This is a genomic window from Dyella sedimenti (assembly GCF_022760995.1).
GTDB classification, from domain to species: Bacteria; Pseudomonadota; Gammaproteobacteria; order Xanthomonadales; family Rhodanobacteraceae; genus Dyella; species Dyella sedimenti.
The window spans coordinates 38321-53903 of sequence record NZ_JAKWJO010000010.1; the positions used below are offsets into that span (position 1 = coordinate 38321).

At 69.5% G+C, this 15583-nt stretch carries 13 protein-coding genes; 7 read left to right on the top strand and 6 right to left on the bottom strand.

Features of this window, described 5'->3' with window-relative positions:
* Window positions 1-17: 17 nt before the first annotated feature.
* Window positions 18-1034 (top strand): efflux RND transporter periplasmic adaptor subunit, encoded by a 1017-nt coding sequence (locus MJ605_RS17430; RefSeq protein ID WP_243042814.1) that lies wholly within the window; start codon window positions 18-20, stop codon window positions 1032-1034.
* Window positions 1031-4063 carry an efflux RND transporter permease subunit gene (locus MJ605_RS17435; RefSeq protein WP_243042815.1) on the top strand — a complete coding sequence of 1011 codons (3033 nt, stop codon included), beginning with the start codon at window positions 1031-1033 and terminating at the stop codon, window positions 4061-4063. Before MJ605_RS17430 ends, MJ605_RS17435 begins: the two co-directional genes overlap by 4 nt.
* 38 nt (window positions 4064-4101) lie before the next feature.
* Here the strand turns inward: MJ605_RS17435 and MJ605_RS17440 are convergent, their stop codons facing one another.
* The 3 genes from MJ605_RS17440 to MJ605_RS17450 all read right to left on the bottom strand — a co-directional run bounded on the left by MJ605_RS17440 (window position 4102) and on the right by MJ605_RS17450 (window position 7183).
* Window positions 4102-5862, bottom strand: coding sequence for a tetratricopeptide repeat-containing diguanylate cyclase (locus tag MJ605_RS17440; protein WP_243042816.1), 1761 nt, complete (start codon window positions 5860-5862; stop codon window positions 4102-4104).
* Between the two features lie 95 nt (window positions 5863-5957).
* Window positions 5958-6266: a hypothetical protein gene (locus MJ605_RS17445; protein WP_243042817.1), complete on the bottom strand. Its 309-nt coding sequence runs from the start codon at window positions 6264-6266 to the stop codon at window positions 5958-5960.
* Window positions 6267-6379: 113 nt separating this feature from the next.
* Window positions 6380-7183 carry an SAM-dependent methyltransferase gene (locus MJ605_RS17450; protein ID WP_243042818.1) on the bottom strand — a complete coding sequence of 268 codons (804 nt, stop codon included), beginning with the start codon at window positions 7181-7183 and terminating at the stop codon, window positions 6380-6382.
* A 203-nt stretch (window positions 7184-7386) separates the two neighbouring features.
* Between MJ605_RS17450 and MJ605_RS17455 the strand changes: the two genes are divergently transcribed.
* Window positions 7387-7803 carry a hypothetical protein gene (locus MJ605_RS17455; protein ID WP_243042819.1) on the top strand — a complete coding sequence of 139 codons (417 nt, stop codon included), beginning with the start codon at window positions 7387-7389 and terminating at the stop codon, window positions 7801-7803.
* 140 nt (window positions 7804-7943) lie between these two features.
* The gene (locus MJ605_RS17460; protein ID WP_243042820.1) at window positions 7944-8801 is read left to right on the top strand and encodes a fumarylacetoacetate hydrolase family protein; all 858 of its coding nucleotides are present in this window, start codon (window positions 7944-7946) and stop codon (window positions 8799-8801) included.
* Window positions 8802-8916: 115 nt separating this feature from the next.
* Here the strand turns inward: MJ605_RS17460 and MJ605_RS17465 are convergent, their stop codons facing one another.
* Complete coding sequence (locus MJ605_RS17465; RefSeq protein WP_243042821.1) at window positions 8917-10458, bottom strand: S53 family peptidase; 1542 nt, start codon at window positions 10456-10458, stop codon at window positions 8917-8919.
* A gap of 190 nt (window positions 10459-10648) precedes the next feature.
* Here MJ605_RS17465 and hemB point away from each other — a divergent pair, with 190 nt between their 5' ends.
* Complete coding sequence (gene hemB, locus MJ605_RS17470) at window positions 10649-11641, top strand: porphobilinogen synthase (RefSeq protein WP_243042822.1); 993 nt, start codon at window positions 10649-10651, stop codon at window positions 11639-11641.
* A gap of 45 nt (window positions 11642-11686) precedes the next feature.
* Here hemB and MJ605_RS17475 read toward each other — a convergent pair whose 3' ends face one another.
* Together MJ605_RS17475 and MJ605_RS17480 are read right to left on the bottom strand one after the other, a co-directional pair.
* On the bottom strand, window positions 11687-12067 hold the full coding sequence (locus tag MJ605_RS17475; protein WP_243042823.1) for a tautomerase family protein: 381 nt from the start codon (window positions 12065-12067) through the stop codon (window positions 11687-11689).
* Between the two features lie 17 nt (window positions 12068-12084).
* Window positions 12085-12636: a DUF4865 family protein gene (locus tag MJ605_RS17480; RefSeq protein WP_243042824.1), complete on the bottom strand. Its 552-nt coding sequence runs from the start codon at window positions 12634-12636 to the stop codon at window positions 12085-12087.
* Between the two features lie 112 nt (window positions 12637-12748).
* Here MJ605_RS17480 and MJ605_RS17485 point away from each other — a divergent pair, with 112 nt between their 5' ends.
* Together MJ605_RS17485 and MJ605_RS17490 are read left to right on the top strand one after the other, a co-directional pair.
* A complete protein-coding gene (locus MJ605_RS17485; RefSeq protein WP_243042825.1) occupies window positions 12749-13639 on the top strand; it encodes a LysR substrate-binding domain-containing protein in 891 nt (296 codons plus the stop codon).
* Between the two features lie 85 nt (window positions 13640-13724).
* Entirely contained in the window at window positions 13725-15566 is a 1842-nt protein-coding gene (locus MJ605_RS17490) for a monovalent cation:proton antiporter-2 (CPA2) family protein (RefSeq protein ID WP_243042826.1), read from the top strand.
* The last annotated feature ends 17 nt before the right edge of the window (window positions 15567-15583 follow it).

Consider the following 15583-nt stretch of genomic DNA (forward strand, 5'->3'; position numbering starts at 1 on the left):
CACCAAGGCTTGCCTGCATGCTCGCCCTGTGGGCGCTGGCGGCCTGCTCCCGTCAGGAAGCGCCGGAGGAGGGCGCGGTCAGCGCGGCCGTGGTGACGGTGCCGCCGAGGCAAGGCAGCCTGCCGGAGCGGGTGACCGCCTATGGCACCGCCGGCCCGTCCCAGGATGCACTCCGGGTGTTGAACGTGCAGGCGGCAGGGCATGTCGCGCACTGGGACGTTGCCGTGGGCGCCCCGGTAAGGCGTGGACAGCGGCTGCTCACCTTCGCGCTGGCGCCCTCGGCGGTCGCGGCCTATCAACAGGCGACCTCGGCGCTGGCGCTGGCCGTGGCGCAGCGCGCGCATGCGGCTGCGCTGTACGCGCAGCAACTGGCGACGCGCGACCAGCTGGACCAGGCCGGCAAGGTGCTGCGCGATGCGCAGTCCAATCTCGATGCGCTGGCGCGGCAGCAGGGACGCGCGGCGACGGTGGAGGTCGATGCGCCCTTCGATGGCAGCGTGGCGGCCATCGACGCCGCGCCGGGCGATGCGCTGGCGTCCGGTGCGCCGCTGCTGTCGGTGCAGCGCGGCGATGGCCTGGTGGTGACGGTGGGCATCGAGCGCGAGTCGGTGGCGCGCGTGATGGCCGGCGCCGAGGTCGAGCTGACGCCGCTGGATGCCGGTCCGGCGATGCGCGGCACCGTGCGGCGCGTGGCGCGCGTCCTCGATGCCCATACGCACCAGGTCGACGTGGAAGTGGTGCCGGATGGCGCGCCGCTGGCCGGCGAAGGCTTTCGCGCCGAGATCGTGGTGGGCCAGTGGCAGGGCTGGCTGCTGCCGCGCGATGCCGTGCAAGGCGACGAAGGCAGCCGCTACGTGTTCCAGCTGGCCGACGGCAAGGCGGTGCGCGTGCCGGTGCGCGTGCTGGGCGAGTCGGAGCGCGTGAGCGTGGCCGCCGGCGCGCTGGACAGCCATCGACCGCTGGTGACCGAGGGCGCCTCCCAGCTCGACGACGGCATGGCGGTGCGCGCCGCCGGGGCGGCAGACCGGCCATGAGCGGGGCGCCATTCCTGGCCCGGCACGCGCGTGCCATCGTGGTGGTGGCATTCGCCCTGGCGCTGGCGGGCCTGGCCGGCGCATGGGCCCTGCCGGTGGGATTGTTCCCGCACGTGTCGTTCCCGCGCGTGGTGGTGGACCTGGATGCCGGCGACCGCCCCGCCGACCAGACCGCGCTGCTGCTGACGCGTCCGGTGGAGGAGGCCATCCGCACCGTGCCCGGCGTGGCCGGCCTGCGTTCGGAGACGACGCGCGGCTCGGCGCAGGTCTCGGTCGATTTCGGCTGGGGCCGCGACATGACCGCCTCGACTCTGCTGGTGGAGGCGGCCATCGCGCGTGCGCTGCCCGGCCTGCCGCCGGGCACGGGCTACGGCGTGCGACGCATGGATCCCACGGTGTATCCGATCCTCTCCTATGCGTTGCAGTCCGATGGCTTGTCGCCCGTGGCGTTGCGCGACCTGGCGCAGTACCGGATCGTGCCGCTGCTGGCTTCGGTCGAAGGGCTGGCGCGAGTGGACGTGCAGGGCGGCGAAACCGCCGAGATCGAGGTGGAGGCCGACCCGCGCAAGCTCGCGCTGCATGGCCTGGGCATGGACGACCTGGCCGCCGCGCTGGCCGGCGCCAACCAGTTGCAGGCGGTGGGGCGGGTGCAGGATCGCAACCAGCTCTACCTGGTGGTGGCCGATCACTCGCTGCCGCGTATCGAGGCGATCCGCCAGGTGGTGGTGAAAAGCGATCCGCATGGCTGGGTGCGCGTAGGCGACGTGGCCAGCGTGCGCGAGGGTTACGTGCCGCAATGGACCAAGGTGAGCGAGGACGGCAGGCCCGCCGTGCTGTTCAACGTCTACGAGCAGCCGGACGGCAATGCGGTGCAGGTCGCCAACCAGGTGCGCGACAGGCTCGCCGGATTCCGCCTGCCCAGGGGCGTCACGCTCAAGCCATGGTACGACCAGAGCGAGCTGGTGGTGGCGTCCGCCCGCAGCGTGCGCGATGCGGTGCTGATCGGCCTGTTGCTGGCGGCAGCCGTGCTGCTGCTGTTCCTGCGCAGTCTGCGCGTCACCCTGGTCGCCGTGCTGGTGGTGCCGCTCACGCTGGCCGTGACGGTGCTGCTGTTGCAGGTGTCCGGCATGAGCTTCAACATCATGACGCTCGGCGGCATCGCGGCGGCGGTGGGGCTGGTGATCGACGACGTGATCGTGATGGTGGAGCACGTAGCGCGCCGGGCCGGCGCCACGGCGACCGATGGCGCCGGCATGGTGCTGCCAGCCGCGCACGAGTTCCTGCCGCCGCTCGCCGGCTCCAGCCTGGCCACGCTGATCGTGTTCGTGCCGCTGGGCCTGCTCGGCGGGGTGACCGGCGCGTTCGCCAAGGCATTGTCGATCACCATGGCCGGCGCGCTGGCGGTGTCCTGGATGGCCACCGCCTGGCTGGTGCCGGTGCTGTTGCGGTGGCTGGTGGATTTCCGCCGCTGGCGCGATCCGGGCACGGATCGCGAGTGGTGGCTGCCGCGCCTGCATGCGCGTCTCTACGAGGGCCTGTCGCGGCGTCCGGTGTGGCTGCTGGCGGTGGCGATCCCGTTGCTGGCGCTCGGCGGCCTCGCCTATCGGCACGTATCCACTGGCTTCATGCCTTCCGTGGACGAGGGTGGCTTCGTGATGGACTACTACACCCGCCCTGGCACCTCGCTGCCGGAGACGTCGCGGCAGGTGGCCCAGGTGGAGGCGATTCTGCATGCCACGCCCGAGGTGGCGACTTTCTCGCGCCGTCTGGGCACCGGGCTGGGCGGCGATCTCGGCCAGTCCTACCACGGGGACTTCTTCGTGCGCCTGAAGCCCGGCCATGCGCGTTCCACGGAAGCGGTGATGAGCGAAGTGCGCGCACGGGTGGCACGCGAGGTGCCCGGCGTCGATGTCGAGCTGGCCCAGTTGATGGAGGACCTGATCGGCGATCTCACCGCCGTACCGCAGCCGATCGAAATCAAGTTGTACGCCGCCGATCCGCACGAGCTGGTGCCGCAGGCACGCAAGATCGCCAAGGCGCTGGCGGGCATCCCGGGCGTGGTGGACATCAAGGATGGCGTGCAGCTGGCCGGCGACGCGCTCGATGTGCGGGTCGATGCGGACAAGGCCATGTTCGAAGGCATGACGGTCGAGGCGGTCACCCAGGCGGTAAGCCATGCGCTCACCGGCGTGGTGGCCACGCAGCTGCCGCAGGCCACCAAGAGCGTAGGCGTGCGCGTGCGCATGCCGGATGCGCAGCAGTGGCGCCTGCCCCAGCTGCTGGCCTTGCCGATCCGCGCGCCCGACGGCCACCTGTTCCCGCTCGGCCGCGTGGCGGCCGTCGCCGCCGAGAACGGCCAGCCGCAGATCTCGCGGGAGAACCTGCAGCCGATGGTGGCGGTGACCGCGCGCATCGAGGGGCGAGGCATGGGCGCGGCGGTGGCCGACGTGACGAAGCTGCTGACGCGGCCCGGCATGCTGGGCGCGGACACGCGCTACGAACTGGGCGGCCTGTACCGGCAGCAGCAGATCGCCTTCCTGGGCCTGGGCAAGGTGTTCCTGCTCGCGCTGGCGGCCGAGTTCGTGCTGCTGCTGTTCCTGTATGGACGGCCGAAACTGGCCATGATCGTGATGGGGTGCTCGCTGTTCTCGGTGACGGCGGTATTCATCGCGCTGTGGGCATGCGGGGTGGATCTCAACATCACGGCCATGATGGGCATGACCATGATCATCGGCATGGGCACGGAGATGGCGATCTTCTACGTTTCCGACTATGTCGTGCTGGCGCGCGGCATGCCGGCGCGGGAAGCCTTGCGCGCGGCCAGCCGCGACCGCCTGCGGCCGATCACCATGACCACGCTGGCCGCCATCCTGACCTTGCTGCCGCTGGCCCTGGCCATCGGTGCCGGCGCGGGCATCCAGCAGCCGCTGGCCATCGCCATCATCGCGGGCCTGGCCTTGCAGTATCCGCTGGTGTTGCTGGCGATGCCGATCCTGATCGGGGCCAGCCTGGGCCGTGCGCGCGGGTGAGGCACCGGATTGCGCCGAATGGCCCGATGCCGGCGGCTTCAGTGCGTGGATTCGGAATAGGTGGAGAGCGCGGCCACGCGTTCCGGCGCCTGGTCATGGCCGGCATGGGTCGCCGCGCCGGCGGGCTTGCCGTCGGCGTCCTCGTAGACGACGCGGTTGCGGCCGTCGCGCTTGGCCCGGTACAGCGCGTTGTCGGCATCGATCACCAGCTGGCGCAGCTCGTAGCCGCTGCGGTCGGTGGAGGCGATGCCGAAGCTGGCCGAGATGACCACATGCCGCGTCTCGCCCCATAGCGGCGTGGCGGCGATGGCCTGGCGGATGCGCTCCGCGCGCTGCAGCGCCAGTGCGGCGGTGCAATCGGGCAGCAGGATGGCGAATTCCTCGCCGCCGAGGCGGCCGAAGATGTCCAGGCGGTGCAGGTGCTGCTGGCAGGCCGCAACCGCGCGCTTGAGCACGAGGTCGCCGGTGGCGTGGCCGTGGGTGTCGTTGACGTCCTTGAAGTGGTCCAGGTCGAACAGCAGCAGGCAAGCGGGCCGGGCGGCCTTGGCCGCCGCGCGCAGGGCCAGTTCGGCCTCGTCCACGAAATGCTGCCGGCTATGGATGCCGGTGAGGCTGTCGCGCGTGGCCAGCCGCTTGAAGCGCAGCTGCGAACGCTTGATGCGCAGCAGCCAGAAGGCGATGGAGGCGAGCACGGTCAGCAGCAGGGCGATGTAGAGGCGGCTGGTTTCCATCGCCTTGCGGTCGAGCTGTCGTTGCAGCTGCAGGATCTGGTTTTGGCGATTGAGCGTGTCGACCTGGTTCTTGTTGGCCTGTACCTGCTGCTTGATGGTTTCGTAGGCCAGGGCGCCAGCCGTGACATCGTTGAGGTATCCCTTGTCCGCGGCCATGTATTTTTCATGGTAGGCCAGCGCTTCGTTGTCATGGCCGAGCCGGCTCTCGATCCGGTACAGCAATCCATAAGCCCGGCTCAAGGGCTCGCTGTAGGCGTTGTCTTCCTTTCCTTCAATGGTGGCGAGGGCGAACTTGTGCGCCTTGGCCAGGTTGCCCTGGCTGAAATAGCCCTCGGCCAGCAGAACGTTGAAGTACTGCATGAGAGGTAGGTAGTTGTAACCCTGCACTTCCGCGTAGTGCTCGTCCAGCAAGCGGATGGCCTCGGAGGCGTGCCCCTTTTGCAGGTAGAACGCCGCCATGTCGCTGCGCACGGCGTTTGCGAAGAGCGAATCGTTGCCGTCCGTGCAGAGGGCGACGCCTTGCTGGAACTGGGCGGGCGTCAACTGGGCATTGCTGCGAATAAGCGCCTGCAGCCTGTAGCGTATGGCATGGCAGGCGTTTTTATCCTCAGGCACGTCCTGCAGCATCTGGTCGGCGTATTCCACCGCCTGCTCGTAGCGATGGGAGAGGATCAGGAATTGTGCCGCCTCGCCCATGGCGGCATAGCGCGCACCCTTGTCGGTTACCTCGGGAAGCAGCTCGGTAAGGCGGTTCAGCTGGACGAAGGCGTCCTCATAGCGATGCGCAAAGCCGAACAGATTGACGATCGTCGCCATGGCGCGCAGGCGCAGCGCCGGAACGGGCGCCTGGTCGGCGATGGTGCGCAGGGCGGCAATGGCTTGCGTCTCGTTTCCCTCGAAGGCCGCCTGCCAGGCATCGAGATAGCGCAGCGTCCATTGCTCGTCCAGGGGAAGGTTGTCCTCCAGTTGGTGCAGCTGCGTGAGAACCTTCAGGAATTCGTCGTGATCCGACGTCTTGATGTTGAAGGCGTGCTGCAGCAGTTGCTGCGGCGAATCGGCGGTGGGCATGGCCTGCACCGCCATGCCCACGCAAAAGCCCGTGAGAGCGATGATGCTCCCCAGGAATGTCCGACTCGTTTTGCCAAGCCGGAACACGAAGTGGCTCAAGCCGGGGAAGTGAGTGCGTAGCCGCCGACGCGGGGCGCGGCGAGTGCGTCCTTTTCTTCCTCGTCGTCTTCTTCGCCCTCGCCCTCTTCTTCCTCATCCTCGCGGCCGGGATTTTCGAGGGTATGGAACATGGGCTTGAGGTCCAGCAGCGCGTAGAGATCGGCCGTGCCGCGGCCAATGATCGCGGCCTCCGCCACCGCATCGACCTGCGATGCCTCCAGCGCCTGCGCGATCTCTTCTTGCGACGCGTGACGCAGCTGCGCGTTCGCGCCCATTCGTTCCAGGAATTCGATAACGCTCGACATGGCTTGTTCCCCTGATGGTCTGAAAAGACGACATCCCCCCGACTTGCCGTTCCCCTCTCCCCGGGGGAGTGCTGGGAGAAGGCGATCATAACCCTGTTTTCAAGGATATATATCTATGCCGGAACCGCCTGGTCCAGCGCCGCCAGCCGTGCCAGCACCTCGTCATCGGGCTGGAGCGCCCGCGCGGGCGGTATGGCCAGGGTGTCGGCGCCATTGAGATCGATCTCAGGCAGCCGGGACAGCGGCAGGCGTTCCATGCGCGGCGCCTGCACGGGCAGCATGGCGGCCCGGTACACGATGGCCTCGTGGTCCGGCGGGTAGTCGCGCGCCAGCACGTCCAGCAGCACCCGCCGCTGGGCCGCGCCGGTGGCGAAGCGGTGGCCCGTGTGCTCGCCGGCCAGGCCCACCTGCCACAGGATCAGCCAGGCGCTGGGATCGACGGTGCGCCTGTAGAGCATGAACTGGGTGGTATCGAAATGCTGGCAGCCGACACTGCCCGGATCGATGCCGAGATCGGCATACAGGCAATCCTCGGAGGAAATGCCCGGCTCCATGTGGGCGCGGTAGCCCTCCTCGCGCGCCAGCTTGATCGCCCGGTGCGGCGCCCAGGCGAACACGCCGGGATGGCCATAGAACACCGCGCATACGCGCCTGCCGGCCCGCACCTCGGCGAGGATGGCCTCCACCATCTCGCGGTAGGTCTGCGTGCGCCGCTTGCCCTCGGCATAAAGCGGCTGCAGGCTGCGCACGTCAGCATGCATCTCCTTGAGCCACAGCTCCACGATGCCGTCGGAGACCACGGCGAACACCACCTCGGCAGTCTGGATATGGCTGCGCGCCAGCGGCGTGATGTGCGAGCCCAGCGTGATGCCGATACCGACGCAGGCCAGGCTTCCGTTCGGAGGGGACGTGCTCAAAGCCTTGTGCTCCTTGATGGCGGCGGGAAGCCTGTGGCGAGCCCTGCCCATACCCCAGCATAAGCACAGCGTGAAGGCATCCGCCACCATGTCGGGTGGCGTCCGCGCCGGCGATGGCCATGCGGCGGCGTGGCGCGGGCCCGGTGCCGTGTTCAGCGGCATTCGCCTACGATGCCGATGCCACTCGCAAGGAGGAGCGATCGATGAAACGCTGTCCGTCGTCATGGATGCTGGCCGCAGTGATGGCCGCGGCCGCGTCGTTGTCCACCGGGGTGTTGGCGGAGGAGGCCGGTCCGGCGCCGTCCTATCGCTCTCCCGTGCTGGGTGCCCCGCAGGGAATGGGCGAGGTGGCCTTGCCCGGGGCGGTCCCGGCCGGGACGCGTCTGCCGGCCTTGCCCGCCGGACCGACGCCGCTGGTCCATGCATCGCGGGACGCACTGGGCTTCATGGCGAAGGCGGGCTTTGCCCTGGCCGCCGAAAAGACCGGCACCCACGCGCCGGTGGCGCCGCCGTCCTACCCGCCGTACCGGCCCAGCCTGCCCATGCCCGAGCCTGCCGCGAAGGTGAATTGCCAGCCCGCCGGCGCGATCCTGCTGCCGGCGATGTGCCAGCAGCGCTGAGAGCCTGTTCACGATCTCCGCGTGGCCCGCGCCGGGCGCTGCCTGCGCGCGGGACAAGAAAGAGCGAAGAACAAGGGCACCCGTGACGCCTCCGGGCCGACGTTCTAGAGTGGCGGCCTGTCTTTCTGGAGAGCGCCGACATGCGATTCTTGCGCTTTGAGCGGGAGGGCCGGCCTGGCCTGGCCCTTCACACCGATGGCGGCTGGCGCGCCTGCGCGGTGGACGAGACCTGGTTCTCCGACGACATCGGCGCCTTGGCCGCGCTGGGTGAAAGCGAGCGGGAGCGCGTCTACGGCGAACTGCGCACGGGCAACCCGATCGATCCCGGCACCGTCACGGTGCTGCCGCCCTGCCCGCATCCGGGCAAGATCATCTGCCTGGGACTGAATTACCGCGACCACGCGCACGAGTTCGACTTCAAGCCGCCGGACTATCCCACGCTGTTCGCGCGCTTCGCTTCCAGCCTGGTCGGCCATGGGCAACCGCTGGTGCGGCCGCGCGTGTCCGACACGTTCGACTACGAGGGCGAACTGGCGGTGATCCTGGGCCGTGGCGGACGGCATATCGCCGAAGCGGAGGCGCTCGGCCACGTGTTCGGCTACACCGTGTTCAACGACGGCTCGATCCGCGACTACCAGCTGCGCACGCCGCAATGGACGGTGGGCAAGAACTTCGACGGCACCGGCGCGTTCGGTCCCTGGGTGGTGACGGCCGACGAGCTGCCGCCGGGCGCCACGGGCCTGATGCTGGAGACGCGCCTCAACGGCCAGGTGATGCAGCGGGCCTCCACCAGCGACATGATCTTCGGCGTGGCGCGGACCATCGCGATCGTGAGCGAGGCGCTCACCCTGGCCGCCGGCGACGTGATCGTGATGGGCACGCCCTCGGGCGTGGGCTACGCGCGCCGGCCGCCGGTCTACATGAAGGCCGGCGACGTTTGCGAGGTGGAGATCGAACGCATCGGCCTGTTGCGCAACGTCGTCGCGGACGAAGCCTGAAGCCGGTGCCTTCGGCATTTCTGTGGGAGCGCACCCTGTGCGCGACAACCGGCGGAGCGGTGAGATGCATGCCGCCGTCGCGCACAGGGTGCGCTCCCATAAGGTCGTCGTTGACTCAGTTCGTGGGTTTCATCGCCGCCAGCGCCGTCAACAGCGCCTGCCCGTTGGGACTGCCCAGGCCCGTGCAGGCATCCCAGCCCTTGGCCGCCTTGAACTTGCCGTTGTCGCCCGAGGTGATGTCGCGGAAGGCCGCCTCGCCGATGCCGTAGAGCGCCGCGTGCGGATCGCCCAGCCCCTGTCCCAGCTGCTGGTTGCAGCGGGCGATCAGCGCCGCCCATAGCGGCGCCACCGCGCTGGTGCCGCCGATCACCTCGTCCTGTCCGTCCACGCGTACCTGGTAGCCGGTGGTGGGGTCGGCGTTGCCGGCCACGTCGGGCACGCCGCGCCCCGCGTAGCCGTTGGCGCCGGCGGGCACCTTGGACGATTGCTGCCAGTCCGGCAGCGCGAAGCTGGCGCTGACGCCGCCGCCGGTGGCGCCTTCGTCGCTGCTCAGCTCGTTCCACACGGTCTCGCCCTGGATGCTGCCGCCGCTGGCGACGAGCCGGGTGCCGCCGCAGGCCAGCGCATAGGGGCTGGAGGCGGGATAGTCCACGTGGGGCTGGTTGTCGCTCTCGCCATCGGTATAGCCGCTGTCGCCGCTGGCCACGGTGACGGTGACGCCCAGCGCCACGGCGTCCTGCAGGGCGCTCTGCATCGCCGCCAGCGACGAGGCGCTCCAGCTATCCTCCGGGCCACCCCAGCTGATCGAGATCACCGACGGCTGGCGGGTCGTATCGTGCGCGGCCTGCGAGATCGCCTCGTAGAAGCCCTGGTCGGTATTGGGGGCGAAATACACCGCGATGGCGGCGCCGGGCGCGAGCGCGCCGACCACTTCCACGTCCAGCATTACCTCGCCGTCGGCGTCGCCGCCGGGTTGGCTGCTGCCGCCCGCCACCGACACCACGCTGACACTGGGCACCTTGTCGATGCCCAGCGACTGGAGGTACTGGGTGAAATCGCTCTGGGTGAAGCCGCCGCCCAGTTCGATCACCGCCACGGTCTGCCCGCTGCCGTCGGTGCCATCGGGGAAGCCGTACAGCTGGCCCAGCTGCACGGGCGTGTAGGTCGTGCTGGGCTTGGCGGCTGGGCGGCGGAAGTGCGGCCGCGCCACCGGCCGCTTGTCCAGTCCCAGCACGGCGATCACGGCGGGGGAAATCTCGGGCGGCAGCGAGGGCGGCTGGTGGCAGCCCAGCATCACCGGGCCGCCGTCCGCGAACTGGTAGCGGCCCAATTGCACGCCGAAGGCCTGCTGCAACGCCTGCGGCGTGCCGCGCAGGTGCAGCGCGCGGCGATGCAGTTCGCAGCCGGTCTCGCTGAGCCCGTGCTGGCGAGCGTAGCCGCGCAGCCGTTCCGCATCGGCAGGATCGGCGCCCCAGCGCGCGCCGAAGTCCTCGCGCCGCAGGGCAGGCGCATGCGGCCACGCGGCGGGCGAAAGGTGATTGCCACGGCGGCGCAGCACCACGGTGACGTCGATCGGCTCGGTGCCTTCATGCGGGCCCAGGTAGCGGGCTTCGGCGGCCAACGGCCAGTGGTGACGGCGGGCGGTGGACGTACTCATGGGACCGTGCTCCTCGATGGACGTGAAATAGAGAGACTGCACCGGCGAATGTGGCCGTGGGGTATTCGCCGGTCGCCCCGTTCACGCATGGTGCGGTTTGCCCGTCTCACCGGACGCGTCAACCTGCCATCGCGGGCGGCCTGGGCGCGTAGGGGTAAAATGACCGGATGTCTCCCCCGAGTAGCCACCCATGAGCTTCCCCGCCGTCCGCATGCGCCGCATGCGCCGCGATGCCTTTTCCCGCGCGCTGATGCGCGAGCACACCCTGTTGCCCACCGACCTCATCATGGTCGCCTTCGTGATCGAGGGCGAAGGGCAGCGCGAGCCGGTGCCGTCCATGCCGGGCGTGGCGCGCCTGTCCATCGACGAATTGCTCAAGCTCGCCGGCGAATGCGTGCGGCTGGGCATTCCCGCGCTGGCGCTGTTCCCCTCGCCGGGCGCGGCGGTGAAGACCGAGGACGCGCGCGAGGCCTGGAACCCGCAGGGCCTGATGCAGCGCGCCACCCGCGCGCTGAAGGCGGCGTACCCGGAGCTGGGGCTGATCGGCGACGTGGCGCTGGACCCCTACACCACGCATGGCCAGGACGGCCTGATCGACGAGCACGGCTACGTGATGAACGAGCCGACCATCGAGGCGCTGATCAAGATGTCGCTGGCGCAGGCCGAGGCCGGCATGGATTTCGTGGCGCCGTCGGACATGATGGACGGCCGCATCGGCGCCATCCGCGAGGCGCTGGAGGATGCCGGCCATATCCATACGCGCATCCTGGCCTACTCGGCCAAGTACGCCTCGGCCTTCTACGGCCCGTTCCGCGACGCGGTGGGCTCGGCCGGCAACCTGGGCAAGGGCAACAAGCACACCTACCAGATGGACGTGGGCAACAGCGACGAGGCGTTGCGCGAGATCGAGCTGGACATCCACGAAGGCGCCGACGCGGTGATGGTCAAGCCCGGCATGCCGTACCTGGACGTGCTGCGCCGCGTGAAGGACGCCTTCGGCATGCCCACCTTCGTCTACCAGGTGAGCGGCGAGTACGCGATGCTCAAGGCCGCCGCGCAGAACGGCTGGCTGGACGAGAAGGCGGTGGTGCTCGAATCGCTCACTGCGTTCAAGCGCGCCGGCGCCGACGCCATCCTCACCTACTTCGCCATCGACGCCGCGCGCTGGTTGCGCGGCGAGTAGCGGGGCATTCAAGCCCTCTCCCCAGCAGGGAGAGGGGGCGGAGCGCTATGCGTACTGCGCGATGCCGTTGCCGAACGACCAGTTCTCCTTGGCCGTCTCCAGCAGGTTGATGAAGACGTCCTGCGGACGCAGTCCGGGCTCGGCGGCGAGCAGCTCGGCGGCGCGGCGGTAGAACGCCTTCTTCTGCTCCACCGTGCGCGTGTTGTTACAGGCGATCTGGACGATGACCAGGTCGTCGGTGCGCGCGATGTCCAGGTAGTTGGGATCGTAGTCGAACTCGTCCGCATCGTGCTGGTGCACCAGGATGAAGCGGTCGTTCGGCGGCACGTTGAACACCTCGGTCATCGCGCGATAGATGCTGTCGCGGATGGCGGCGATATGCGGGGCGGGCTTGCCGCGGCGTAGCGAGATGCGGACCAGGGGCATGGGAGTCTCCGTGGCGGTCAGGGTTGGGATACGTGGCCGACCTCGTACCACTGGCGGTGGTCGGTCATGGCGGCGGGCGGCGTTTCGTCGAACAGGCGCAGGCTCGCCCGCGTCCAGGAGGTGGGCTCGAACGCGGTGACGGCGGCCAGCGCGCCGCGCTCGAGGTCGCGCTGCATGGCGTCGTGCGCTTCACGTCGCAGTGCGTCCAATGCGGTGTACGGCGCGATCGGCTGGACCTCGCGCGAGGCGAAGCGTGCCTGCCGCGCCTGCGGCGGCAGGTAGGCGTCCCAGACCTGCCAGCAGCGGATCGATGGCCAGCCGAAGGCCTGGGTGAGCGCGGCGAAGCCGGAGCCGCCCAGGAAGCGCTGCATCGCCTCGCTGTCGCGCCACACGTAGAACGGTGCATACAGGTTCTCGGCGGAATGCTGGCCGCGCTCGGCATGCAGGTAGGCCTTCAGACGCAGGCCCTCGAAGTGGTCCAGCAACCGGCCCTTCTCGGCGATGCGGCGGCGGACGATCGCCATGTCGTAGTCCGCGGGCAGCGTGAAGCTGTATTGCATGGCGATCATGAGCGGCGCGGCCTTCGTGGTGGGAGTTGACGTGGTCCAGCCTAAGGCGGAAAGTATCATTCTGGAAATTGGAAAATTCAGGATGGATGATCCTGAAAAATAGGATGATCCCATGCGTCGCGTGAACTTCGACCTGGATGTGCTGCGCAGCTTCGTCACCGGCGTCGAGCTGGGCAGCTTCGCCAAGGCGGCCGACCGGCTGGGCCGCTCCACCTCGGCGGTGAGCGCGCAGCTGAAGAAGCTGGAGGAGCAGGCCGGTACGCCGGTGCTGCGCAAGTCCGGCCGCGGCATGGCGCTGACCGAGGCGGGCGAGACCATGCTGGCCTACGCACGCCGCCTGTTGGAGCTCAACGACGAGGCCGCCGCCGCACTGCGTGGTGCGGAACTGGAAGGCTGGGTGCGGCTGGGCCTGCAGGAGGATTTCGGCGAAAGCCTGCTGTCGGAGGTGCTGGGCCGCTTTGCCCGCGCCCATCCGCGGGTGCGCGTGGAAGTGCGCATCGCGCGCAACGTGGAATTGCTGGAGCGCGTCTCGTCCGGCCGGCTCGACCTCGCGCTGGCCTGGGATGCCGGCAACGCCACGCCCCATGCCGAGCGCTTGGGCGAGCTGCCGATGCGCTGGATCGCCGGGGCGGGGCAGCCGTTGCCTTGGCGCCCCGGCGAGAGCGAACCGCTGCCGCTGGTGATGCTGGAATCGCCCTGCCTGATGCGCAGCGCCGCCACCGAGGCCCTCGATCGCGCCGGCCTGCCGTGGCGCGTGGTCTTCACCAGCGCCAGCCTCGCCGGCATCTGGGCAGCGGTGGCGGCCGGCCTGGGCATGTCGCTGCGCACGCCGTTCGGGCTGCCGGCCAGCGTGCGCGCGCTGGCGCCCCGTGAGGAAGGCCTGCCGGCGCTGGGTTCGCTGGGGCTGTGCCTGCATCGCGCCGAGGCCGAGCCCACGCCGGCGGTGGCGCGGTTGGCCGCTATCCTCACCCAGCAATGGCAGGGGTTGCCGCTGGCGGCGTGACATGGGTCACCCGTCATGTCCGAAAGAGGCGGGCGTGGCAGGGCGTCGCATGAAATAATGGCCAACCCCTGACTGGAGCGCGCGAGTGGATAGCCACCATTTCCTGGAAACGGCGCTGGTCTTCCTGGTGGCGACGGTCATCGCGGTACCGCTGACCAAGCGCTTCAAGCTGGGTTCGGTGCTGGGCTACCTGCTCGCCGGCATCATCATCGGGCCGCAAGAACTTGGCCTGGTCAGCGACACCTCGGGCGTGGCCACCATCTCCGAGTTCGGCGTGGTGCTGATGCTGTTCGTGATCGGCCTGGAGCTGTCGCCGCAGCGCCTGTGGGTGATGCGGCGGCAGGTGTTCGGCACCGGCCTGCTGCAGGTGCTGGCCACCAGCCTGGTGATCGGCGCGGCCTGCTACTGGTTGCTGGGCCTCACCGACAAGGCCGCCGTGATCGTCGGCGGCAGCCTGGCGCTGTCCTCCACCGCGTTCGGCCTGCAGATCCTCGCCGAGCGCAAGGAGGCCGGCACGCCCTATGGCCGCCAGGCCTTCGCCATCCTGCTGTTCCAGGACCTGGCGGCGATCCCGCTGATCGCCGCCGTGCCGCTGCTGGCCAGCGCCTCGGGCAAGCACGGCTTCGATCTCACGGCAGTGCTGCGCACGGTGGGCGCGATCATCGCGGTGATGGTCGGCGGCCGCTACCTGCTGCGCCCGGTGTTTCGCTTCGTGGCCAAGGCGGACACGGTGGAGGTATCCACCGCCACCGCGCTGCTGGTGGTGATGGGTACCGCCTGGCTGATGGAACAGGTGGGCATGTCGGCCACGCTGGGCGCCTTCCTCGCCGGCGTGCTGCTGGCCGATTCGGAATACCGCCACGAGCTGGAATCGCACCTGGAGCCGTTCAAGGGCCTGCTGCTCGGCCTGTTCTTCATCAGCGTGGGCATGTCGATGGACGTGACCCTGCTGCTGCGCCAGCCGCTCACCGTCGTCCTGCTGGTGGCCGGCCTGCTGCTGGTCAAGGGCGCGCTGCTGTGGCCACTGGGGCGCGTGGTGGGCCGGCTCGACCCGCGCGACGCGCTGCGCCTGGCGGTGCTGCTGGCCTGCGGCGGCGAATTCGCCTTCGTGGTGCTCAAGCTGGCGCGCGAGCAGAACCTCATCACCGGCGAGCAGCACGGCCTGCAGGTGCTGGCGATCACCCTGTCGATGGCGCTCACCCCGCTGCTGGTGGCGCTCTGCGGCCGCGTGCTCGGCGCCAAGCCGAAGAAGGCGCGCGAGTTCGACACCATCGTGGCCGATTCGCCGCGCGTGATCATCGCCGGCTACGGCCGCATGGGGCAGATCGTGGCGCGCGTGCTGCGCGCCCACGGCATCTCGTTCGTGGCGCTGGACCATTCGGTGGAGCAGATCGACCTGGTGCAGCGCTTCGGCACGCAGAACAACATCTTCTACGGCGATCCGGCGCGGCCGGAGCTGCTGCGCGCCGCGCAGGCCGACCAGGCCGACGTGTTCGTGCTGGCGGTGGATGATCCCGAGGCCAGCCTGCGCACCGCGCGGCTGGTGCGGCGGATGTACCCGGACCTGAAGATCATCGCCCGCGCGCGCAACCGCCAGCATGTCTGGCGCCTGATGGACCTGGGCGTGGAGATGCCGGTGCGCGAGACGCTGTATTCCAGCCTCAAGATGACCCGGCAGACGCTGGAGGCGCTGGGCATGTCGGCGGAGCTGGCGGCCGACCGCGTGGAGCGCTTCCGCCGCCACGACGCCGAGTTGCTCAAGCGCCAGTACCTGGTGTACGACGACGATGCCCGCATCAAGCAGACCACGCGCGAGGCGCTGGCGGACCTGGACCAGCTGTTCCAGGCCGACGCCGAGCCCGAGCCCAAGTCCGAGCGCAAGCGGCCCACCGGCGTCACTCCGGGCGACCAGGACGTCACACGCTGAACCGCGGCTAGCCATGT

Excerpts from the sequence above, each read along its gene's own strand:
- hemB (WP_243042822.1), top strand. The coding sequence starts at position 10,649 with ATGAGCTTCCCCGCCGTCCGCATGCGCCGCATGCGCCGCGATGCCTTT.
- MJ605_RS17455 (WP_243042819.1), top strand. The coding sequence starts at position 7,387 with ATGAAACGCTGTCCGTCGTCATGGATGCTGGCCGCAGTGATGGCCGCG.
- MJ605_RS17485 (WP_243042825.1), top strand. The coding sequence starts at position 12,749 with ATGCGTCGCGTGAACTTCGACCTGGATGTGCTGCGCAGCTTCGTCACC.
- MJ605_RS17475 (WP_243042823.1), bottom strand. The coding sequence starts at position 12,067 with ATGCCCCTGGTCCGCATCTCGCTACGCCGCGGCAAGCCCGCCCCGCAT.
- MJ605_RS17440 (WP_243042816.1), bottom strand. The coding sequence starts at position 5,862 with ATGCCCACCGCCGATTCGCCGCAGCAACTGCTGCAGCACGCCTTCAAC.
- MJ605_RS17445 (WP_243042817.1), bottom strand. The coding sequence starts at position 6,266 with ATGTCGAGCGTTATCGAATTCCTGGAACGAATGGGCGCGAACGCGCAG.
- MJ605_RS17465 (WP_243042821.1), bottom strand. The coding sequence starts at position 10,458 with ATGAGTACGTCCACCGCCCGCCGTCACCACTGGCCGTTGGCCGCCGAA.
- MJ605_RS17460 (WP_243042820.1), top strand. The coding sequence starts at position 7,944 with ATGCGATTCTTGCGCTTTGAGCGGGAGGGCCGGCCTGGCCTGGCCCTT.
- MJ605_RS17430 (WP_243042814.1), top strand. The coding sequence starts at position 18 with ATGCTCGCCCTGTGGGCGCTGGCGGCCTGCTCCCGTCAGGAAGCGCCG.
- MJ605_RS17435 (WP_243042815.1), top strand. The coding sequence starts at position 1,031 with ATGAGCGGGGCGCCATTCCTGGCCCGGCACGCGCGTGCCATCGTGGTG.
- MJ605_RS17480 (WP_243042824.1), bottom strand. The coding sequence starts at position 12,636 with ATGATCGCCATGCAATACAGCTTCACGCTGCCCGCGGACTACGACATG.